The organism is Sphingomonas mali NBRC 15500 (genome assembly GCF_001598415.1).
Taxonomy (GTDB): domain Bacteria; phylum Pseudomonadota; class Alphaproteobacteria; order Sphingomonadales; family Sphingomonadaceae; genus Sphingomonas; species Sphingomonas mali.
Genome location: NZ_BCYX01000014.1, coordinates 13,609 through 35,421 on the forward strand (window position 1 = coordinate 13,609; position 21,813 = coordinate 35,421).

Sequence of the window (21,813 nt, forward strand, 5' to 3'; positions counted from 1 at the left end):
CCGGCGATGCGCCTCGCACCGCTCGGCGCGGTGACATTAAGCGGGCTGCTCGGCGACGCGGTCGAGGCCAATCGCAAGGGCAGGCTCTCGCACTTCATCACAGACGAGCACAGTCCGGCGATCGCCCTGTTCGCGCCCGAGATCGTCGCAGGTGACGAGGAAGGCGATTGGTATGGCGAGCATGCCGGCAAATGGCTGGTCGCCGCGACGCGCGCGGCCGTGCGCGCCGGCGACGATGCCCTGCTGGCGCGCGTGGTGCGCGTCGCCGACTATTTGACAGAGCACCAGGATGCCGACGGCTATCTCGGCAATTACGCGCCGTCGCGCCGCTTCATGGTGCCGCAGCCGCCTAAGCCAGTGACGTGGGACGGAGCGCCAGCGCTGCGCACCTGGGACATCTGGACGCATTCCTACCTGGTCCTGGGCCTGCTCGAATTGTGGAAGGCAAATGGCAACGATCGCCATCTCGCCGCTGCCCGCCGCATCGGCGACCTGTGCTGGCAAACCCTGACGACGGGCGGGATCGCGATCACCGATCTCGGCAATCATTTCGGCCTGTCGGCGACGGTTTTGCTCGACCCCGCGGTCGAGCTCTATCTCGCGACCGGCGAGCAACGCTATCTCGACCTTGCGCGACTGGTGATCGAGCAAGCCGAGCAGGAGCCGCGCAATCGGTTGCTGAGCATGGCCCTCGCCGGCGCCGACCCGTCGGAGATCGCCACCGGCAAGGCCTATCAATTGCTGTGGAATCTGGTCGGCCTCGCCAAGCTTCATCGCGCGACTGGCGAGGAGCACTACCTCACCGCCGTCCGCAACATCTGGCAGGCGGTGCGCGCGCATCACCTGACGCTTGGCGGCGGACCATGGGGCGGCGTCGCGCATCGCTCGCGCGAAGTCTTCAATCCCGCCGGCGTGTTCAGCCCCGAAGCCTATGTCGAGACCTGCTCGACCATGGCCTGGATTCAGCTCAACCGCGAATTGCTGACGATCCTGGGCGACGCCGTCTTCGCGCAGGAGATCGAGCGCAGCGCCTATAACGATCTGCTCGGCGCGCAGGCGCCCGACGGCGAGGATTGGTGCTATTACTCCTTCCCCAACGGCCGGCGCACCCACACGACCTATTGGCGCTGCTGCAAGTCGAGCGGGGCGATGGCGCTCGAGGAGCTGCCCGCGATCGCCTATGGCGTGACCGCCGGCGGCGCGCTGGCGGTCAATTTGCTCGGTCCGTCCGTCGCCGACGTCGCCTTGCCGAACGTGGGTAAGGTCCGGCTTCGCCAGGAAACGCCCTACCCGTTCGAGGGACCGATCAGGATCGAGGTGACGCCGGCATCGCTCGCGTATTTCGCGATCCACGTCCGCATTCCCGACTGGGCCGAGCACGCCACCGTGCGCATTGGCGACGACAGCATCACCGCGACGCCCGGCGATTATGCACGGATCGAGCGGTACTGGACGCCCGGCGACACGATCATTGTTGATCTGCCCATGCCGCCCAAGCTGCACCGCGCGGTCCAGCGCAATGTCCAGGAATCGCTCGCGCCGGGCGGCGAACCGGTGGCTCAGGAAGTGATGCGCTACGATTTCGTCGCGATCACGCGCGGGCCGCTCGCTTATGCGACCGGGCTGATCGACGGTTTCAAACGCGGCGAGACGGTGCGGTTCGTTGGCGCACCGCTCGCCGTCGCCGATGGCGAAACTGTGCGCCTGGAGCCCGAAGGCCGCGCCGCGATCGTGTTCGAGCCCTGGTACCGCGTGGGCGGCCGGCGCGACGGGGCGTGGCGGCTGACCTGGCTCGGCCTGGCCGACGATGCGGAGGCCGGCGCATGACGGCTGGCGCATTCCCCGCACCGACCAGGCGCGCGATGATCGCGGGGAGCGCCGCGTTGCTTGCCACCGGCGCGGCCCGGGCGGCGAGCGATCCGATCGTGACCTGCCGCGCCGGACGTTTCCAGGGTCGACGGCAGAACGGCATCGCGACCTTCCGGGGCATCCGGTACGGCCAGGCCCCGCGCTTCGCGGCGCCCGTCGCGGCACCGTTGGTGCGGGAAACAGTCCTTGCGACCGAGCCCGGCCCGGCTTGTCCGCAGCGCGGCAAGCGCCGCCCGCAATCCGAGGACTGCCTGTTCCTCAACCTGTGGACGCCCGCGCCCGACGCCCGCGCGCGGTTGCCGGTGATGGTGTGGATCCATGGCGGCGGCTATGCCTATGGCAGCGCCAACGACCCGATCACCGATGGCCACGGACTCGCCGCGGCCGGCGACATCGTCGTGGTGACGGTCAACCACCGGCTCAACGCGCTCGGCTATCTCTATCTGGCGCGGCTTGACGCGGGCTTTGCCAATAGCGGCAATGCCGGGCAGCTCGACCTCGTGCTCGCGCTGCAATGGGTGCGCGACAATATCGCCGCGTTCGGCGGCGATCCGGCGCGCGTCACGCTGATTGGGCAATCGGGCGGCGGCGCCAAGATCGCGACCCTGATGGCGATGCCGGTGGCACGCGGCCTGTTCCGCCGCGCCATCACGATGAGCGGTCAGCAAGTGACGGTGTCCGGCCCGGTCCACGCGACGCGTCGCGCGCGCGCCTATCTGGCGCGGCTGGGTATCAAGGATACGGAGTCCCGGCGCCTGCTCGATCAGCCGGTCGAGAAGCTGATCGAGGCGCTCGATGCTGACGATCCCGTAGAGCACAGCCAGATCTATTTCGGCCCGGTCCTCGACGGCCGCTCGCTGACGCGTCACCCCTTCTGGCCCGATGCGCATCCGAACGGACTCGGCGTCGATATGATGCTCGGCGGCACGCGCGACGAAACGCGCGATTTCTCCGATCCCGCCTCGCCCGCAATGCGCGGCCTGAGTTGGGATGCCTTGCCCGACCGCATCGCCGCCGAGCTGCCGGTCGACCTCCTGCCCGAAGCTTTGGTCCGCGCCTATCGCGCGCACATGCCGGCAGCCTCCCCGGCGGACATCTTCTATGCGGCGACGACCGATGGCCGCAGCTGGCGGCCGCAAGTGATCGAGGCCGAGGCGCGCGCACGCGCCGGTCGTCCGGCGTTCGTCTACCAGGTCGATTTCCAGTCCCCGACCAACCCCGATCGCGGCGCGTTCCACGGCATCGACATCGGGCTCGTCTTCGGCACGTTCGACGCGCCTTATGCCTGGACCGGTAATGGCCTGGAGACACGCAACGTGTCGCGCCTGATGCAGCGGCGCTTCATCGCCTTCGCCCGCACCGGCCGTCCCGATCTGCCCGGATCGCCCGCCTGGCCCGCTTATGACGAACGCCGCCGGGCGACGATGATCTTCGATGTCGCCAGCCGGGTCGAGAACGACCCACGCCGCTGGCAGCGCGAATTGTTCGCCCCCGCCCCCTACACCCAGCCGGGAACCTGATCTTGACGAGCGCCTCCCCTTCTTCCCCCTCCGCGTTCGACAATCCCGCGCGCACCGGCCCGCGCGGGCCGCTCTCGGGCATCGGCGTGCTCGACCTCAGCGCCTATATCGCCGGTCCCTATGGCTGCTCGCTGCTCGCCGATCAGGGCGCGGACGTGATCAAGATCGAGCCTCCGGCCGGCGACAATCTGCGCAACTATCCCTCCACGCTCGAAGGCGAGAACCGCGCCTTTCTCGGCGTCAACCGCAGCAAGCGCGGCATCGTGCTCGACCTCAAGGACGAAGCCGACCGCGCGCGGCTGCTGGCGCTGGTCGCGCAGGCGGACGTGCTGGTCCATAATTTCCGCCCCGGCGTCACCGACCGGCTCGGGATCGGCCATGCCCAGCTCGAGGCGATCAACCCGCGCCTGATCTATTGCGCCGTTACCGGTTATGGCGAGGAAGGGCCGCTGCGCGGCAAGGCGGGGTACGATCAGGTGCTCCAGGCGATGACCGGGATGTGCGTGCTGCAGGGCAAGCCGCCGGTGCCCGAGCTGACCTATGGCTCGCCGGTCGACTATTACGCCGCGGCGTTGGTCGCGGCCGGCGTCTCCTCGGCCCTGTTCGAGCGCGAGCGCAGCGGCAAGGGGCAATATGTCGGCGTCTCGCTGCTCCGCAGCGCGTTGACGATGCAGTCGGCGCGGATGATCCAGGCCGAGGGCGAGGCGCACGACATCTCGCGCGACATGCGCTCGGGCGGGATCACCGGCCTCCACCCGACCGGCGACGGCTATCTCTATCTGTCGGCCAACACGCCGCATTTCTGGAATGCCTTGTGCGAGCGGACCGGGCTCGACGCGCTTGCCCGCGATCCCCGCTATGACAGCGTCCGCAAGCGCGCCGAACATGCCGCCGAGCTCGTCCCGCTGCTCCACGCCGCGCTCGCCCAGCGGAGCGCGCTCGAATGGGAGGAGGTGTTCGGCGAGGCCGTGCCCTGTTCCGCCGTGCACCATATCGAGGAGATGTTCGAACATCCGCAGGTGCTCGCCGAAGCCATGGTGACGAGCATCGCGCACCCCGTTCTCGGCCGCTATCGCGGCGTCGCCCGGGCGATCAAATTCGCGCGCACGCCGGGCCCCGAGCCCTTCGCCGCACCGATGCTCGGGCAGCATGACGATGACGTTCCGGCGGTGCCGTCAGGCGACGAGTCCGCGCCTGGCATGCCCTGACCGCCGGTTCGTCCGCGCCGCTTCATAGACAAGAAAGGGGCGCCACAGCGAAGAGCCGAGTTCATAGCGCACCGGCGCCGTCGTCGGAACCGCAACTGTGTCCGCTGGTTGTACTTCCCAATCAGAACAGGAGCGGAATGATGCTTGGAACGATCCTCATAATCATCCTGATACTTGCCTTGATCGGCGCACTCCCGACCTGGGGTCATAGCCGCAATTGGGGGTATGCGCCCTCAGGCGGCTTGGGACTGATCGTCCTGATCCTGATCGTCCTCTTGTTGCTTGGCAGAATCTGAGCTTCTCCAATCAGCCAATGCTCGGAAACAAATCCGTAGTGTTGGAACCGCGCAATGGCCCTGCCGGTTATCGCACAACAATAAAGGAGAGGCGTAATGGCAGACGATGATAAAACGACCGTGATCGAGAGAGGCGGTAGCGGAGGAGCTATTGCCCTGCTCGCCGTCGTCTTGGCGGTAATCGCCGTGGTCTTGTTCTTGATGTTTGGTCAGAACATGCTCGGCAATACGAAAAAGGTCGACGCCGACATCAAGATCGACACGCCGGCGAAGCCGTAACTTATTCTGGGGGCCGGTTTTTCCAATGCGCCGGCCCCCAATTCCGCTGTTATTTTTCGGCCTCCAGGCAAGCGACGCCGAGCAGCCGAAGCGTATCCTGCAGGGCGCCCGCTTTGTAAGGCTTGGCGATCACCGCCACGCAGCGGTCGTCATTGAACTGTCGCTTGAGTTGGGCGGCACGCGCGCCCGAGGCGACGACGATGGGTAAGTCCGAATAGAGCGCGCGCAACTCGCGCAACAGGCCGTCGCCGGTATAATCGGGAAGTTCGTCGTCCAGCACGATCGCGTCATAGCGTCCCTGCGCGGCACGTACCTTGCCCAGCGCTTCGCCGCCGGTTCCGGCCTCCTCGATGCGCAATCCGCTGGCCCCCAACGCCTCGACAAGCAGCGATCTAACCGTGGATTCGCCGTCCACGATGAGGACGCTGCCGGTGCCGGTATCGATCATGTCGCGGACCTTCTGGGCGAGCGCCTCGAAGGTGAAGGGTTTGGTGATCATCTCGACGCCGGGATCGAGCCGACCGCCATGCACGATCGCGTTGCGCGTATAGCCCGACGTGTAAAGGACCCTCAGGGTCGCCTGGACCTTGCGGGCTTGCTCGGCCAGGTCGCGACCGCTCATGCCGGGCATCACCACATCGGTGAACAGCAGCGCGACGGGATCCGCCTGCCGTTCGAGCAGACGAAGCGCGGACGGACCGTCATGCGCTTCGATCACGCGATAGCCGAACTCGCGCAGGCAATCGACGGTATAGGCACGCACGTCATCGTCATCCTCGACGACGAGCACCGTCTCCTGCCGCGGGCTTTGCTCGATCCCCGGCGTCGATCGCGCCGGCTCCTCGTCTTCCAGGTCACCGCTGAGCAGCCGCGGCAGGTAGATCTTGACCGTCGTGCCCTCGCCTTCCTCCGAGTAGATCTTGATGTGCCCGCCCGACTGCTTGACGAAACCGTAGATCATCGAAAGGCCGAGCCCGGTGCCCCGGCCAACCTCCTTGGTGGTGAAGAATGGTTCGAACGCCCGCTCGATCACCTGGCGCGGCATGCCGCTCCCGGTGTCGGTGACCGCGATCATGACATATTGGCCCGGCGGCACTTCCGCCTGGATCGCGGCATAACCCTCGTCCAGTCGGGCGTTCCCGGTCTCGATCGTCAGTTCGCCGCCCTCGGGCATCGCGTCGCGAGCGTTGAGCGCGAGATTGAGGATCGCGCTCTCCAGCTGGTTGGGATCGGCCTCCGTGCGCCACAGGCCCGGCGAGGTCACGATCTCCAGCCGGATCAGCTCGCCGAGCGACCGCTGCAACAAGTCGGACATGCCCGAGACCAATTTGTCGGGATCGATCGGCTTGGGCGCGAGCGGCTGGCGACGGGAAAAGGCAAGCAGCCGCTGGGTAAGCGCCGCCGCCCGCTCGGCGCCCTTCATGGCGTTGTCGAGCGAGCGTCGCGCACGCACATCGCCCACGTCCGCGGCATCGAGCGCCCGCTGGGCAATGCCGATATTGCCAGTGACGACCGTCAGCAGATTGTTGAAGTCATGCGCGATTCCGCCGGTGAGCTGACCCACCGCTTCCATCTTCTGCGCCTGGCGCAAGGCTTCCTCGACTTCGCTGCGCCGCGCGACTTCCGCGGCGACTTGCTCCTCAAGCCCGTCATTGAGTTCGCGCAGCCGCGCCTCGTTTTGCCGTCGCGCCGTGACGTCGAGGACCGTGCCGATGAACCGTACCGCCTTTCCCTCGTCGAATATCGCGCGGCCGCTCGCCGCCAGCCAGCGCTCGACACCGTCCTCGAGGCCAATCGCGCGATATTCGGTCTCATAATTGCCGGAACCGTCGGGCTCGAGCGCCGCTTGCACCGCGGCATCCGCACGCTCGCGATCATCGGGGTGAAGACCGGCGAGGAAGCTGCCCTCATAGCTGACCTCAGTGTCAGCCGGCAGGCCGAAGAGCTCCTTGCACTTGCCGTCCCAGCGCAAGTCGCGCGTCACCGGATCGAAATCCCAGGTCCCGATGTCGGCCGCCTCATTGGCGAGGCGTAGCCGGTCCTCGCTTGCGGCGAGATCGGCTTCGGCGGCACGGCGCTGTCTCAGCTCGAGCTGGAGCGCCTGGAACAAGCGCGCATTGTCGATCGCCACCGCGGCTTCCGCCGCCAGGCCCTCCAGGCCGCGCTCCGACGCCGCCGTGAAAACGCCGGCCTGATCGTGGCCGAAAAACAGCCCGCCGATCACGTCACCGTTGCGCGCGATCACCGGCACGGCAAGGTAGCTGCGCACCGGCAGATGGCCCTCCGGCATGCCTTTGCGGGGTGCGTTGTGGCCGTAGCGCGGATCCTTGGTGATATCGTCCGAGCGAACGATCCCCTCGCCGTTGAAGGTCGGCGCGAATACCGCGGTGTTGCGCGGCATTGGGAATTTCGAGAACGCCTCCTCGGGCGCTCCCGACAGCGTGTAGAGCATATAGCTCTCGCCGGTGTCGTTCAGCACGTTGTAGAAAAAGGCGCCGAACGCCGCCTTGGTCAGTTCGACGCCGGCATCGGTCACGATCTGGACGAGCTTGTGCAAGTCGATCTCGGCGGCCAGCGCCGAGCCGGCGCGGTTCAGAACCTCGAGCGCGCGCCGCTCCTCGATCAACGCTTCCTCCGCCTCGCGTTGCCGCGACCGGTCACGCAACACCTTGGTAAAACCGACGACCACGCCGTCGGCATTGCGGATCGGGGTCATTTCCCCGGCCGCCCAGAAACGGCTGCCATCCATGCGCACCCGCCATCCTTCGGCGCCGCCGCCACGGCCCGAGCTCAACGCCTCGCTACGCTCCCCTTCCAGCGCCGCGACGCCCAAACCTTCGGGAAACAGCCCTTCGAGCGTGCCGCCGAGCATGTCCTCCTCTCGCCAGCCGAGCAGCCGATGCGCGCCTTCATTCCAGCTGGTGACCCGGCCTTCGACGTCGGTGGTGATGATGGCAGTATCGACCGCGCTGTCCACGATCTGCCGCCATTCGTCGGCGGTAATCGAATGGCGCCCCTGGCGACCCGCTGCGGTCATGCCTTCCCCTTTTTTCAAGACGTTCGTGAACGACCAGTAGCGTACATTGGTTGCACCGGCACGGCTGGTCCTTACTGCGTCGCCCGCGCGACTATTGAGCGCATCCCCAACATCCCAATCCACAACCTAGGCTAAGCCGCATATTTTTTTTCCCGAACGCGCGGCTGCCCTGGTTGCGCGGAAGGTGAACCGACCGACTCTTCGGGCGTTTTCCTCTTCAATTCATGGAGAGGATCATGACCAAACGCGAATTGATCGAGACCGGCAGCGACAAAAGATATGTCCGGCGCGACGACAAAGGCCAATTCAAGGAATCCGACGATGTCGGCCGGTCGCTCAGCCAGGATGTCCGGCACCATGCCAAGACCAAGGTGAAGGCCGGTCAGGGCGATCGCGGGGATCGGTGACGCCCACGCATTTCCCCGGTCGCCAGATCGGTGACGGATGACGTTCAGTCCCTCGCTGATTCCGCTGGTGGCGCCGATGGAGGCGCGCCTCGTCAAGGATATCCCGGTTGGTGATACCTGGCAGTATGAGCCCAAATGGGATGGGTTTCGGTGCCTCGCTTATGTCCGGCAAGGCGATGTGCGCCTGTTCTCCAAATCCGGAAAACGGCTCGACCGATATTTTCCCGAAATTGCCGACATCCTCGCGCGCTCCGCGACGTCGACCTGCGTGCTCGACGGCGAGTTGACCGTCCGTATCGAGCGCCGCCTTTCCTTTGCCGCGCTCCAGGCGCGTCTGCATCCCGCGGCGAGCCGGATCGAGCGCCTGTCGAATGAGACGCCGGCGCGCTATGCGGTGTTCGACTGTCTCCAGGATGGCACCCATAATCTCATCGACGCACCGCTCAGGCAGCGGCGCGCCGCGCTGGCCGACCTCGTGGCGGACTTCGGCCATCTCTCGGTGTTCCTGTCGGAAGCGACCCTGGACGTGGAGCGCGCGCGGCGCTGGCTCGATGAGAGCGGCGGCGACACCGATGGCGTGATCGCGAAGGACCTGGACGCGCCGTATCGGCCCGGCGAGCGCGCCATGATCAAGGTCAAGCGCCAACGTACCGCGGACTGCGTCGTGGGCGGATTCCGCTACGCCGCCAACGAGCGGATCGTGGGGTCGTTGTTGCTCGGCCTGTACGACGATGCCGGAAAGCTCAACCATGTCGGATACACCTCCGCACTCAGCGTCGCCGAGCGCCGCATGCTCACCCCGCAGCTCGAAAAACTGATAGCCAAACCCGGCTTCACCGGCCGCTCACCAGGCGGCCCGAGCCGCTGGGCGACGGACCGATCCGGCGATTGGCAGCCGTTGAAGCCGGAGCTGGTCGTCGAGGTTCGGTTCGATCACGTGACGGACGAACGTTTCCGGCACGGCACCCGCTTCCTGCGATGGCGCCCGGACAAGGCGCCGCGCCAATGCCGGATGGAACAACTCGAGAGGTGATGCGCAACGGCGCCGGCGCAGCCATCCCGGATTGGGCGATCACCCCCCACCGGAACCCGCGCTCATTGTTGCGCGGGATAGTCCTCCGGCTTCACTTGCCCGACATTGGGACGGTCTTCCACCGGCTCGGGTTTGTTGGCGCCGGAAGGATCGTCGTCGGGTTTCTCGGCAAGATCGGCGGTCGTCGTCTCGCCAGGATTCTGTTTCCTGATGTCGTCGCTGGGATCGGCGCCTTCATCGGCATTGGCACGGTCGACCATCGTCTCTCTCCTCGGTTGCCGCTCCACAACCGGATTGCAGTGACTCGCGTTCCCTCGACGCGGACGACCCTGATCCAGATTAGCGAGAAAGCCGAGCCCCGGCGGAAACGAATGTCGCCTCGATGGTTCTCCGGCGCACGCACCAGGAGACTGAAAATGGCCGAGAAGAACGATGGCCCGCATCTTTACGGAACCCCGGACGCCGACAATCCGCCCCCCGTCGCGAAGGGCGGCATGCGGGGCGAGCGCTCGAGAGATCAGGAAGGCGATACGGCGGCCTTGGCGCGCACGCTCCATGTCGATGGCCGCGAGGTGGTCGTCGAGGAAAGCTCGGGCGCGGTCTTTGCGGATCAGAACATGGATCCAGCCGAGGAAAACGAACACGCAAGCCGGGCGGATTGACATGATGCTCGATCGCACCGCCGTGGGCGCAAGCCCTTATACCCTGGCGCTCCGCCAATTGCTCGCCGAGAAGCCCGAGCCGGTCGCCGCCTTCACGGTCGGCGATCTGGAAGTTGAGCTGATCTGCGGGCCGGATTCCTTGTGGACGATCGTACGGCGAGACGGCCGCGGCGGCCTCGCCATCCGCTGCGCCTATCTTGCCGGGCCGTTCGACTGCCGCGCCGCACGCCACGAGCAAGGCGAGCGGGTCAGGGTGAGGATCAAGAGCGCGATGGGCGAGCATGTCGTCGCGCTGGCCATGCCCGAAACCCAGCCCGAACTGTTGCGCGTGTCGGTATGGCTGACCCCGGCACGGCCGTTGCTCGTTCCGTTCTTGCCGCGCGACCTCTATCCGCTCGACCGAAACGATGACCCGACCACCGCCCAAGGCCATGTCGAGGCGGCGCAACGCGGGTTGAACAGCGGCGCGCTGTTCTTCCGCATTGCCGAGCCGGATTTCGGGACGGTGCTGTATTTCCAGAATCTGACCGCGCTCAACGATTACTATCTCGCCACCAATACCAAGCCGGACGGCGCGGTCGGGGGCGAATGGCCGGAACTCGGCTATTTGCCGCCCACCCCGCCGCAAAGCGCGACGCCGCCGGTCGAGACGCTGGCAGCGGGCAGGGAAATCATGCTGTCCGACGCGCTGATCGCCATTCGCGGGCTGGACGACGGCAGCGAAGATCAAAGCGCGCTGCAATTCCTCCGCATGCTGGGCGTCGTCTACAAGGCGCTCGATCGCCCGGAGACCGAATTCCGCGATTGGGTCGAGCGGTCCGACCGCACGCTTAAGGATCTGGCGACGGCGCCGGAAGCGACCGTGCGGCATTATGGCCACCTCTACGCGCATCCTTATACCGCGAGCGAATATCCGGACTCCATGGTTCAGCTGTCGCTGCTTTCCGCTATCCACGACTGGGGGCGCTGGAACGGAACGCCACATCCGCTGGAGAAGGAATTTCGTAGCGGCCTCGCCAAGTTTCACGACCGCAAGCTCGGGACGCTGCGCCGCTATTTGCCCAATGTCGGCGACGACAAGGACAAGGACGCGGTCGACAGCTGGTATCTCTATCATCCGCAGCTCAACCTCGCGAAGCTCGCACTGGATGGCGACCGCAGCGCGCGGACGCTGTTCCTGAAGGTGGTCGATTACGGCATCCGCGTCGCGCACCACTTCGATTATAAATGGCCGATCCAGTTCAACGTTCGCGACTTTTCGGTCCTGACCGCCACCGCCAATGATGATCGCGGCCAGACCGATGTCGGCGGCCTGTATGCCTATGTCATGCTGCAGGCGCACGCGCTGACCGACGATCCGCGTTTCCTGCGCGAAGCGCGCGCCGCGATCGACACGGCCAAGGGCATGCGGTTCAATCTCAATTACCAGGCGAACCTCACCGCCTGGGGTGCCGCCGCCTGCATGCGGCTGTGGCGGATCACCACCGACGACAGCTATCGCGACCAGAGTTACGTCTATCTCGCGAGCTTCTTCCACAATTGCGAAATCTGGGAATCGCGGATCGCCGCGGCGCGTCATTACAAGAACTTTCTCGGCGCGACGTGCCTGCAGGATGCGCCGTACATGGCCATCTACGAATGTTTCGACAGCTTCGCCGCGTTCGAGCGCTATCTGGAGGATAGCGGCTCCGACCTCGACCCGGGGGTGCGGATGCTGGTGTCCGAATATTGCAAATATGCGCTCGATCGCGCCTGGTATTATTATCCCGACGCACTGCCGCAGGATGTGCTCGCTGAACATCAGCGCAACGGCCATATCGCCCGCGACTTGTCCTTCCCGCTCGAGGATCTGTACGCCGACGGCCAGAAGGCCGGGCAAGTCGGCCAGGAAATCTACGGCGCCGGCGCCGCGTTGGTGTTCGCCTCGCGCAGCTTCCACGATGTCGATGGCGTCCCGTTTCGGCTCTATTGCAACCAATTCCTGCGCTCGGCCGAACGAACCGGGCCGAACGCGTTGAGCGTGCAATTTGACGGCGGTGAGGGTTGCACGGCCGACCTTTGCCTGCTGCGTCGAGACGGAGCGGCACTGCCCCGTGCGACGGTCACACTGGCCGAGGGTGCCGTCGTCCGGCAATCGTCAAGCGATGGCCGTCTTTCCTATCGAGTGCCGGCCAATTCGCGGATTGCCATCACCTGGGACAGCGACTGAACGCATCGGGATCGAAATCAGCGGGCCCAACAAACAGCCCGCTACGATGAACGCGCGCGCTTACGTCGCGCATGGGCACAATCTTGATCCAGGTTATGCAACGAATTGATTTCGCATCTTAAACGATCGGAACAATCGTTTTGCCGGAACGCTTCGCCCTCACAACCCGGAGAGCGACATGCCCGATACAATGACGGACGACGCGCCGCTGACGACATCCAAGGATCAGTCGCGCGCCGTCGATGAGGCAACCGACGCGCTGATCGACCCGCAGAACAAATATCACAGCGAGGGATTCGCCGAACAGAAACAGGAATGGCCAGGGCTCCAGCGCGATATGGAGCCGGTACCGGATTGCGGCGAACGGACCTATCGCGGCACGGGGCGGCTCAAGGGGCGCCATGCCTTGGTGACCGGCGGCGATTCCGGCATCGGCCGCGCCGCCGCGATCGCCTTCGCGCGCGAGGGCGCCAAGGTCGCGATCAACTATCATCCCAAGGAGCAGCCCGACGCCGAGGACCTGAAAGCGGTACTGGCCGAGGACGGCACCGACCTCGTCCTGTTGCCCGGCGACCTTACCGACGAGCAATTCTGCCTGAGCCTGGTCGACGATGCCCGCGAGCAACTCGGCGGACTCGATTTGCTGGTGATCAATGCCGGCTATCAGCAGGCGCGCAAATCGATCGCCGAGATCACCCACGAACAATTCGATCGCACGATGAAGACCAACATCTATGCGATGTTCTGGATGTCGAAACGCGCGGCGGAATTCATGCCGCCGGGGTCGGCGATCATCAACACCGCCAGCGTCAACAGCTTCAACCCGGTCGAGGATTTGCTCGATTACGCCACAACCAAGGGCGCGATCGAGATCTTCACCAAGGGCCTCGCCAAACAGCTCGCGGCCAAGGGCATCCGCGTCAACGCGGTCGCGCCGGGGCCGGTCTGGACGCCGTTGCAGATTTCGGGTGGCCAGCTGGAAGGCAAGATCGAGAAGTTCGGCCAGGACACGCCGCTCGGCCGCGCGGGTCAGCCGGTCGAGCTCGCGGGCCTCTATGTCACGCTCGCCGAGCAGACCAACAGCTTCACCACGGGCAGTGTGTTCGGCGCCAATGGCGGAACGGGGGTCAGCTGAAAGGAGAAGGACCATGCCTCGCGGAGACAAATCGGCTTACACCGACAAGCAGAAGCGCAAGGCCGAGCATATCGAGGAAGGCTATGAGGATCGCGGCGTCAGCCACGACGAGGCTGAGCGGCGTGCCTGGGCGACCGTCAACAAGGAATCGGGCGGCGGCAAGAAGTCCGGGTCGGGACGCGGCAAGAAGGAAAGCCACGAATCCTCACGCAAGGGGGGCCGAAAGGGCGGATCGAGCCAGACTAGTTCCGATCGCTCTGCAGCCGCCAGGAAAGGCTGGGAAACGCGCCGACGCAACGGCAACGCATCGCGATGAGCGAATTGCTGGATGTCTTGCCCGATCGCATCGAACAGGCGGCACGCGCGCTGTTGAAGAAGGCGTGCGACGGCGACCTGGCGATCGTCACTGCCGAGAGTTGCACCGGCGGGCTGCTCGCTTCGTTGCTGACCGATGTCGAAGGCGCGAGCCGCGCGTTGGAGCGTGGATTCGTCGTCTATAGCGATGAGGCCAAATGCGAGTTGCTGGCGATCGATCGCGATACCGTCGAGCGTTGCGGCGCGGTCAGCCGCGAGACGGCGATCGCCATGGCACGCGGCGCGCTCGAGCGCTCGCACGGCGACGTCGCGGTGTCGATCACCGGTTTTGCGGGACCCGGCGGCCCGGACGATGAGCCCGGCCTCGTCCATTTCGGCTGTCTGCGGCGCGGCGGCGAAGTCGTGCATCGCGAAGAGCATTTCGGCGACATCGGGCGCGGGCCGGTCAGGCTGAAATGCCTCGACGTCGCGCTCGAGTTGCTCGACCAGAATCTCGCTAAACTACGTTAAATTCGAGCCAGTTGCCCAATTGGGAGCGGAAGCCCGGGATAGCGAAGTACCCGGTCACCCTGGATTTCCGCTTTCGCAGGAACACAGGGTGATCGAGTGCTTCATTGATACCTCGCGTTAGAACGCGGTGATGCCGTTGGGCGTGCCCAGGCCGGTGGGCCCGTCATAGCCGGCACGAGCGGTGCAGAAGTACGTGCCGCCGCAGCTGCCGTTGCTGCCCGACGTCACGTCGTACAGCGCGCCCGTATTGGCATAGGGATTGCTGCCATAAGTCACCGCGCCGCCGTTGGCGCCATAGACGCCGCCGATCAACGGCGCCGCCACGCTGGTGCCGCCGAAGACCAGCCAGGCCGACTTGCCGCCCTTGCCGGGACCGTAGACCGCGACGCCCGTAGCCGGATCGGCTACCGCCGCGACATCGGCCTCCATGCGCATCGCGCAGCCGCCGTCGAGCTGCCAGTTGGGCTTTGCATAGATGGTGCTGCAGCCGCTGCCGGCGCCGGCCCACACCGTCTCTCCCCAGCCGCGAGCGCTGGTGTTGCGCTTGAGCGTCGTGCCGCCGACCGCGATGACGTGCGGCGAGGAGGCCGGGAATTGCACGCCATAACCGCTATCGCCGGAACTGACGGTGACCGCCACGCCGATATGGTCATAGGCCGATTCATAGGCCTGCGATCCGCTTTCGCCGCCGCCATAGCTGTTGCTGATGACGCGCGCGCCGAGCGACGCCGCGGTGTTTACCGCCGCCGCCAGATCGCTGAAGCTCGCCGAATTGGCCTGGACCAGAATGATCTTGCATCCGGGGCACATCGCGCTGACCATATCGAGGTCGAGCGCGCTTTCCTGGGCCCAGCCGGTGTTCTGACGCGGATAATTGCCCTTCACGCCGGCTTGGTTGTACTTGGCGAAGCAGCCATTCGCGGTCGTGCAGGCAGGCAGACCATAGGTCGAGCGATAGGTCGCTAGGTCGGTTTCGGCATTGGTATAGCCATACGCGTCGACGACCGCGACGATCGTCGTGCTGTTGCCTTGCGCGGAGATGTTATAGGCAGCCCGCAAGTCGGCCGGACCGAAACCGGACGGAACGATGTTGGGCGCCGCGTCGCGCTGGGCCGGATTGCCCTTGTCGTCGGTGACGATGCGCGCGTGGCAACGCGCTGTCCCCGGACCCGCGGACCCCGGACAAACCGCGGCGTGATAGACGTTACCGGACTTCAACAAGCCCTGCGCGGATTGCGCCTGTAGACTCATTGGAATCCCGGTCAGAAGTGCGAAGGCCGCGATCGAAGCAGCAAGACGTGCCATGCTTGTCCCCTTTGTCGACATCAGGTCGAACCTTCGGGAGGCTCTCACGCTGGTGGCGCCGCCGTAAATATATCGTTCGATATAGTCCGAGGGTCGAGCCGGGCGAATATCGCGTGTGCAATTCGGACTGGCTCAATTTCGGCGCCGGGGACCGGATAATCGTTGTCCCTCAGTCCATTCGCGCGAGCAACGCATCGACGCTGCAACTGGCGAAGCTCGCGAAATTGTCGGCAATGCCAAAGGGTAACAGCAACGTGCGATCATGGACGATCGCGCCGCAGCCATAGACGACATTGGGGACATAGCCGCTGCGTTCCGCGGGGCTGGGGCGCAGGATCGGTTCGGGCGTGCGCGCGAGCAATTTGGTCGGGTCGGCCTTGTCGAGCAGGCACGCGCCCATGCAGTAATTGCGCATCATGCCAACGCCGTGCGTGATGACCAGCCAGCCCTCGTCGAGCTCGATCGGCGAGCCGCAATTTCCCATCTGAATGAATTCCCACGGATAGCGCGGGCCGACAATTTTGACCCCGCCGTTCCAGGTGGTGATGTCGTCCGACGCGATCAGCCACAGATTCTCATTGTCCTGGCGGCCGATCATGTTGAACCGGCCATCCACCCGGCGCGGGAACAGCGCCATGCCCTTGCTTTGCGGCACCGATCCCTTGAGCACCGTCATCTCGAACGTGTTGATCCCGGTGCCGCGAAACAGCTCGCACCGCGCATCGCGGCCGTCGAACGCGGTATAGGTGCCGAGGAAGCTCGGCGTGCCGTCCTCTTCGGTGAAGCGCACCATGCGCAAATCCTCGATCCCCTGCCGCTGGCTGGCAGTGATCGGGAACAGCACGCTTTCGGACGGCTCCTGGCTGCCCTCGCAGATGATCCGCGTCGTGCCCGATTGGCCGCTCTCGTCGGGACCTTCGATCCGCGGCGAGGTCACCCAGGGGCTTGGGTCGTCGACACGGAAACCGTCGCTCGCGCTCCAATTCCCGGTGCGGAAGGTCACGGAGGAGACATGGCCTTCGCCGATGCCGCGTAACGAGAGGATGAAGTTCAGGCCGTCGGCCGGCGCGCCGTCCTGGTTCATCCGCAACACGATGCTGGGGTTGAACAGGGCAGCTGCCTCGAACGAATATTCGGCGCTGAGATAGGCACCGATCAGCAACTGTTGCTCCGGATCGGCCGTCACGTTTTCGGGCAAGCAGTTGCGCACTTCCTCGAACCGGCGCGTCAGCATGGTCTCGACGTTGCGATGCCGCGCGGACAGCGAAGCGACCACGGTCTTGCAATCGTTGCGACGACTGGCTTCGTCGAGCGACAGCACGCGCTCGATCACCGTGCGCATGCGGGGATGCGCGGCATCGCGGAACGGTTCGGGATAATCGACGCTGAACGGTTTGATCACCGTGCGCGACGGGTCGGGACGCAAATGGAGGCCGGAGAAAGTGAACAGATCGTCGCTCATGCGGTCGGGCTCCGTGCGAGGGGACGACGGGCGTCGCCGGGATGGGTGATAGGCCAAATCGGAATGATCGGCGTCCCCTCAACGCCGCAATGCGCGACAGGCTCCCTTCACCATCGATACGGCCGCCTTCGGGCGCCTGAAAACGCCAAGGGGGCCGGCATCCTCGGACGCCGACCCCCTTCCTGTTACTACCGGATCAGCTCAGAAAGCGTAGCTGACCGACACCCGGTACGACCGGCCGAAGATCGGACGCACGTCGGGCAGCGCGGGGTCGGTCCCGAGGAAACGAGGATTGCCTTCGGTCAGGCCGTGCGAGTTGGTGAGGTTGTCGCCGGCGATCTGCAGCATGTAACCGCCCACCTTGGCGCGAAGACCGGCGCTCAACGTGGCATAAGCCGGCAATAGCTGGGTATTTTTTAGATCGCTGTACCGCTTCCCGATCGCTTCGTAGGTGCCGTAGAACGTGATGTCCGACTTGTCCGAGAAGCGGGCGGTATAGGTCGGCGTGAACCGCACCTGATAGGATGGGATGCGCTGCGCCTTCTTGCCGTCGAAGTCGGGGATATTGGGCGTATCGGTCTTGGCATCTTCGAGCACGGCGTTGCCGATGAAGCCGAACCCGCTGGCGCTGTGGTACGACGCGTCGAGCTCGATGCCCTTGGTTTTCGATCCGGCGATCTGGGGCGGCACCCCGACGTCGTTGTACACCGCGCCCACGACCTTGTCGTAGAAGCCGGTCAACGCCGCTTCGAACCCGCCGCCGCGATATTTCACGCCGCCTTCGTACGAACGCACTTTCCAGTTCAGGTCGAGCCGCGGTCCGGTATTGCCGAGCTGCGACCGGACATCGTCGAACGATGGCGAGTGATAGCCTTGCGAGACGCGGGCATAGACGTCGAAATTGCGGGTCGCGCGATAGTTGAGCCCGACCGTCCACGGCGTCGCCTCTCGGCTGATCTTCGCCGAATCGGGCAGGCCGTTGCCGGTGATACGGACGTCGATATCGGTCCATTGATGGCGGATGCCGGCATCGAGGCGCAGCGCATCGGTGATGTTGAACGAATCCGACACATAGATCGCGTTCACCGTGGCGCGGCCGCGATCCGAAATGGCGAAGGCCGACAGCGCACCGTTGTTCAGGTCGACCAAGTCGCCCGAGCCGCCCACTTGCATCCAGCGGTTGCCGCCCAGGCTCCAGGCGTCATCCGAGGTGAAGTGCGAGAAATAATAGCCGAGGTTGAGGGTGTTCGGGCCAGTCTTGAAATTGACCACGGCCTCGTTCGAGACGTTCTGGAGTTTCTTATCGACCCACCACGAACCGAATTGCTGCACATAGTCGGTCGGCGCGAGCGTCTGACCGGTGTTGATCGTGTGCACCAGCGTCTGGCCGGGATTGCCCGATGTCGCGAGCGCGTCGGCCACGGTGATCGCGCCCGCGCCTTGCGGAACGAGCCCCGTCGTCCGCAGCGTACCGCTGGTGAACCCGAACCGGTCGGTGAAGCTGAACCCACCGCCGAAGTCGTAATCGAGGCTGGCTCCGGTGACGACGCCCTTCCAGCCGCGGCCATCGGCAAGGTCGACGCGCTCGGTGGCGCCGCTACCCGCGGAGCCCGGCGAGATGATCGTCGCATAGCGCGTATATTGATTGAGCTGGTTGTACGTGCCCCGATCGATGCCGGGCACGTTCGCCGCGAACGGCAAGAACCATTCGCCGTGATCGTCGGTGTAGCGGGCGAAGATGTTGAATCTGCCGCGCGAGAACTTCTTGGTGATGTTCGCGGTGATCTGCTGGCCGTTTTCGGTATCGAACCCGGCACGGCGGACGGTATCGCCACGCGAAACATAGCCGCCGACCATGTAATAGAGATCGTCGGCGAGCTTGCCGCTGAGATAGCCGTCGACTCGCCAGGCGCTGTAATCGGTGATCGAAGCGCCGATACTGCCATGCGTATCGTTGCCACCCTCTCGCAGGCGAAGGTTGGTGGTGAGGCCGGGCTGGCCGTCCGAATAGAGCGAGGCCGGGCCGCCATTGACGCCTTCGATCCCCGCGACGGTTTCGTCGAGGCGGACAATGCCGGTCTGATCCATGAACGACAGGCTGCTCGATCCGTAGACCGGCACGCCGTTGAACTGCATCGTGACGAACGGCGCGTCGCCAGTGCTGGGGATGCCGCGGACGAAGATGTTCGACGTGCCAACGCCGCCCGAACTCTCGACCCACACGCCGGGGATCGACTTCAGCACGTCGCCGGAGCTCTTGGGCGCCTGGAGCTTGATATCGTCCGCCGACAGCGTCGTCACCGAATAGCCGGCCTCGAGCTTGTTGATGCCGTTACCCGCTGCGCGCCCGGTGACGATGATGTCGGGCACATCAGCGGGAGGTGCCGTGTCCGCAGTCTGGACGGGATCGGCGGTCGGCGCCGCGGCGGGCGTTTCCTGCGCCACGGCCGGATGGGCCAGGGCAATCGCCAGCGCGAACCCCGACACAGCAACGAAATTGCGATTGCGCGAAACCATCATGATCCTCTCCTGCCGCTGCCTTCCTGCTCGGGAAGTGCCTGAGGATGGGGTCTACACACGAATGAATTGCATTTCAATACGCCGTTACATAAGCGTATTATTATAATAGTTCCTGTTGTATCAATGATTTATGCGACTTACGTAGGTGCCGAATGTGGCAGAGATGTCACAGCGCCTGCAACGAAGTTTCATACCCTTATGGGGATCATAAAAGACGTCCTGGTCGCTTTGTCCCGTCATCGCGCAAAGCGCTTGTTGCATCGAGGATCGCGACCAGCCTATTTTGGGCGCGCTGAGCGGGGGCGGTGCATCGTCGAGGATCGTCGGAAACCAGTTTCAATGGTTGTCCGGCGACCCGCTGATTGAGGAGCCTGGCTTTGCGTCGACGCGCGATGGATCTGAATATGGGGGATATCGCCCGGCTCGCCAATGTGTCGAAGCCGACCGTATCGCGCGTTCTCAACAACAGTCCGCTGGTCAATGAAGCGACGCGCGAACGCGTGCTGCGCGTCGCGCGCGAACATGGCTATGCGATCAACCGCAACGCGCAGAAACTGCGTCAGGCGCGCAACGACACGGTCGCCGTCGTGCTCGATTTCGGCTCGCATCGCGCCGGGCGGATCGCCGACCCGTTCATCTTCGAATTGCTCGCCGGCGTGTCCGAGGCGCTGTCGGTACGCAACCAGGACCTGTTGCTCTCGCCGTCCAACCTCACCGATGTGCAGAGCCATCTCGACCTGATCAGCTCGCGCGTCGCCGACGGGTTCATCTTTCTGGGACAAGGCGAGCGCGGCCCGATGCTGCGCGAACTGGCACGCGCCGGAGCGCCATTCGTGGTCTGGGGAGGCGTCGACCCGGCGGAGCCCTATTGCTCGGTGGGCAGCGACAACCGGTTGGGCGGAGAATTGGCCGGCGACTTGTTCGTCAAGCGCGGCGCGAAACGCTGGCTGTTCGTCGGCAATGTCGCGCATGCCGAGATCCGGATGCGGTTCGACGGCCTGCGCGCGGTCGCCGCCAAACACCCCGAAGTGACCGTCGAGCATCTTGAGGTCGAGCACATGGCCTATGCGCCCGTTTACCAGCAGATGCTGGCGTGGCTGCGCAACAATCCGCCGCCCGACGCGGTCTTCGCCTTTTCGGATACCGCGGCGATCGCGATCGTCGCCGCGTTTCGTGAGCTGGGGTTGGAGGCGCCCGCCGATTATTCGCTGTGCGGCTATAACAACATCCCGCCCGCGGCCGACTTCACCCCGGCGCTCACCACGATCGAACAGGAAACCCATCTGGCCGGTGCCATCCTGGTCGAAAAGCTGATGCAGATCCTCGATGGCGGGAAGCCGAAGTCGAGCGTACTCCCGACCCGGCTGATCGTCCGTCAGACCTGAGACGGCGCCGGTGTTAGCCGCAGCACTTGGTCGAGATCGACCGCTGCGGTGGACGCGAACACGAGATCAGCCTCGGCCAGAATGCCCGCATCGCCGATCCCGATCGCGACCATGTCCGCAGCCTTGATCGCGGTCACGCCGGCCGCGGCGTCCTCGAACCCGACGCACGCGGCAGGCGCGACGTCGAGCCCGGCCGCGCAGGCCAGGAAGATGTCCGGCGCGGGCTTCGACCGCGCGACCTTGGCGGCATCCGCGACGAAATCGATCGAGTCCAACAAGCCGGCTCGTTCGAGTACCATCACGGCGTTCCGGCTGGCCGAGGCGACCCCCAGCGCCAGCCCAGCGGCGCGGGCGCTCGCCAATAAAGCGGTGGCGCCTGGCAGGATGTCGGCATCGGTCATCGTCGCCAGCGCGTCGAGATAATAGCCGTTCTTGCGCGCCGCGAGTTCCTCTTTGGCCGGGAGGTCCAGCGACACAGCGCCCAGCGCCAGGATATGGTCGAGCGACCCCATGCGATCGACGCCCTTGAGCGCCTCATTGTCATGCTCGTCGAACGCGATGCCGAGTTCGTCCGCGATCCGTTTCCAGGCGACGAAGTGCAGCCGGGCGCTGTCGACCAACACCCCGTCCAGGTCGAAGATAGCCGCGCGGAATGCCATGG

The 21,813-nt window shown here is 65.1% G+C and carries 19 protein-coding genes; 13 read left to right on the forward strand and 6 right to left on the reverse strand.

Annotation, left to right across the window (positions count from 1 at the left end):
* Positions 1 to 6 precede the first annotated feature (6 nt).
* The 5 genes from SMA01S_RS11905 (at position 7) to SMA01S_RS11920 (ending at position 5,172) form a co-directional block, all read left to right on the forward strand.
* Positions 7 to 1,827: a glycoside hydrolase family 127 protein gene (locus tag SMA01S_RS11905; RefSeq protein WP_218016887.1), complete on the forward strand. Its 1,821-nt coding sequence runs from the start codon at positions 7 to 9 to the stop codon at positions 1,825 to 1,827.
* Positions 1,824 to 3,389 carry a carboxylesterase/lipase family protein gene (locus tag SMA01S_RS11910; protein WP_066822051.1) on the forward strand — a complete coding sequence of 522 codons (1,566 nt, stop codon included), beginning with the start codon at positions 1,824 to 1,826 and terminating at the stop codon, positions 3,387 to 3,389. The genes SMA01S_RS11905 and SMA01S_RS11910 overlap by 4 nt, the downstream gene beginning before the upstream one ends.
* Before the next feature lie 2 nt (positions 3,390 to 3,391).
* A complete protein-coding gene (locus tag SMA01S_RS11915) occupies positions 3,392 to 4,597 on the forward strand; it encodes a CaiB/BaiF CoA transferase family protein (RefSeq protein ID WP_066822054.1) in 1,206 nt (401 codons plus the stop codon).
* A gap of 140 nt (positions 4,598 to 4,737) precedes the next feature.
* Positions 4,738 to 4,893 (forward strand): DUF3309 family protein, encoded by a 156-nt coding sequence (locus SMA01S_RS24190; protein WP_157093917.1) that lies wholly within the window; start codon positions 4,738 to 4,740, stop codon positions 4,891 to 4,893.
* A 96-nt stretch (positions 4,894 to 4,989) separates the two neighbouring features.
* Positions 4,990 to 5,172 carry a hypothetical protein gene (locus SMA01S_RS11920; RefSeq protein ID WP_066822057.1) on the forward strand — a complete coding sequence of 61 codons (183 nt, stop codon included), beginning with the start codon at positions 4,990 to 4,992 and terminating at the stop codon, positions 5,170 to 5,172.
* Positions 5,173 to 5,221: 49 nt separating this feature from the next.
* On the opposite strand, the gene SMA01S_RS24195 is transcribed toward SMA01S_RS11920, so the two are convergent.
* The gene (locus tag SMA01S_RS24195) at positions 5,222 to 8,209 is read right to left on the reverse strand and encodes a response regulator (protein WP_084250264.1); all 2,988 of its coding nucleotides are present in this window, start codon (positions 8,207 to 8,209) and stop codon (positions 5,222 to 5,224) included.
* A 236-nt stretch (positions 8,210 to 8,445) separates the two neighbouring features.
* On the opposite strand from SMA01S_RS24195, the gene SMA01S_RS24845 reads away from it, so the two are divergent.
* On the forward strand, positions 8,446 to 8,616 hold the full coding sequence (locus SMA01S_RS24845) for a hypothetical protein (protein ID WP_169804228.1): 171 nt from the start codon (positions 8,446 to 8,448) through the stop codon (positions 8,614 to 8,616).
* Positions 8,617 to 8,653: 37 nt separating this feature from the next.
* Positions 8,654 to 9,649 (forward strand): ATP-dependent DNA ligase, encoded by a 996-nt coding sequence (locus SMA01S_RS11935; RefSeq protein ID WP_066822063.1) that lies wholly within the window; start codon positions 8,654 to 8,656, stop codon positions 9,647 to 9,649.
* A gap of 62 nt (positions 9,650 to 9,711) precedes the next feature.
* Here SMA01S_RS11935 and SMA01S_RS11940 read toward each other — a convergent pair whose 3' ends face one another.
* Positions 9,712 to 9,909: a hypothetical protein gene (locus SMA01S_RS11940; RefSeq protein ID WP_066822065.1), complete on the reverse strand. Its 198-nt coding sequence runs from the start codon at positions 9,907 to 9,909 to the stop codon at positions 9,712 to 9,714.
* A gap of 156 nt (positions 9,910 to 10,065) precedes the next feature.
* Here SMA01S_RS11940 and SMA01S_RS11945 point away from each other — a divergent pair, with 156 nt between their 5' ends.
* From SMA01S_RS11945 to SMA01S_RS11965, 5 genes are all read left to right on the forward strand, one after another.
* A complete protein-coding gene (locus SMA01S_RS11945; RefSeq protein ID WP_066822067.1) occupies positions 10,066 to 10,311 on the forward strand; it encodes a hypothetical protein in 246 nt (81 codons plus the stop codon).
* A gap of 1 nt (position 10,312) precedes the next feature.
* On the forward strand, positions 10,313 to 12,520 hold the full coding sequence (locus tag SMA01S_RS11950) for a hypothetical protein (protein WP_066822069.1): 2,208 nt from the start codon (positions 10,313 to 10,315) through the stop codon (positions 12,518 to 12,520).
* A gap of 178 nt (positions 12,521 to 12,698) precedes the next feature.
* A complete protein-coding gene (locus tag SMA01S_RS11955; protein WP_084250265.1) occupies positions 12,699 to 13,655 on the forward strand; it encodes an SDR family oxidoreductase in 957 nt (318 codons plus the stop codon).
* A gap of 13 nt (positions 13,656 to 13,668) precedes the next feature.
* A complete protein-coding gene (locus SMA01S_RS11960; RefSeq protein ID WP_066822072.1) occupies positions 13,669 to 13,971 on the forward strand; it encodes a plasmid stabilization protein in 303 nt (100 codons plus the stop codon).
* On the forward strand, positions 13,968 to 14,480 hold the full coding sequence (locus SMA01S_RS11965; protein WP_066822075.1) for a CinA family protein: 513 nt from the start codon (positions 13,968 to 13,970) through the stop codon (positions 14,478 to 14,480). The genes SMA01S_RS11960 and SMA01S_RS11965 overlap by 4 nt, the downstream gene beginning before the upstream one ends.
* 117 nt (positions 14,481 to 14,597) lie before the next feature.
* On the opposite strand, the gene SMA01S_RS11970 is transcribed toward SMA01S_RS11965, so the two are convergent.
* The 3 genes from SMA01S_RS11970 to SMA01S_RS11980 all read right to left on the reverse strand — a co-directional run bounded on the left by SMA01S_RS11970 (position 14,598) and on the right by SMA01S_RS11980 (position 19,767).
* Positions 14,598 to 15,785, reverse strand: a complete 1,188-nt coding sequence (locus tag SMA01S_RS11970) for a S53 family peptidase (RefSeq protein ID WP_218016888.1) — start codon at positions 15,783 to 15,785, stop codon at positions 14,598 to 14,600.
* Positions 15,786 to 15,954: 169 nt separating this feature from the next.
* Positions 15,955 to 17,247: a glycoside hydrolase family 130 protein gene (locus SMA01S_RS11975; RefSeq protein ID WP_066822080.1), complete on the reverse strand. Its 1,293-nt coding sequence runs from the start codon at positions 17,245 to 17,247 to the stop codon at positions 15,955 to 15,957.
* A 201-nt stretch (positions 17,248 to 17,448) separates the two neighbouring features.
* The gene (locus tag SMA01S_RS11980; RefSeq protein ID WP_066822083.1) at positions 17,449 to 19,767 is read right to left on the reverse strand and encodes a TonB-dependent receptor; all 2,319 of its coding nucleotides are present in this window, start codon (positions 19,765 to 19,767) and stop codon (positions 17,449 to 17,451) included.
* 404 nt (positions 19,768 to 20,171) lie between these two features.
* Here SMA01S_RS11980 and SMA01S_RS11985 point away from each other — a divergent pair, with 404 nt between their 5' ends.
* Positions 20,172 to 21,152, forward strand: coding sequence for a LacI family DNA-binding transcriptional regulator (locus SMA01S_RS11985; RefSeq protein ID WP_245649250.1), 981 nt, complete (start codon positions 20,172 to 20,174; stop codon positions 21,150 to 21,152).
* On the opposite strand, the gene pgmB is transcribed toward SMA01S_RS11985, so the two are convergent.
* Positions 21,143 to 21,811 (reverse strand): beta-phosphoglucomutase, encoded by a 669-nt coding sequence (pgmB, locus tag SMA01S_RS11990; protein WP_066822089.1) that lies wholly within the window; start codon positions 21,809 to 21,811, stop codon positions 21,143 to 21,145. The genes SMA01S_RS11985 and pgmB overlap by 10 nt on opposite strands.
* Between the last annotated feature and the right edge of the window lie 2 nt (positions 21,812 to 21,813).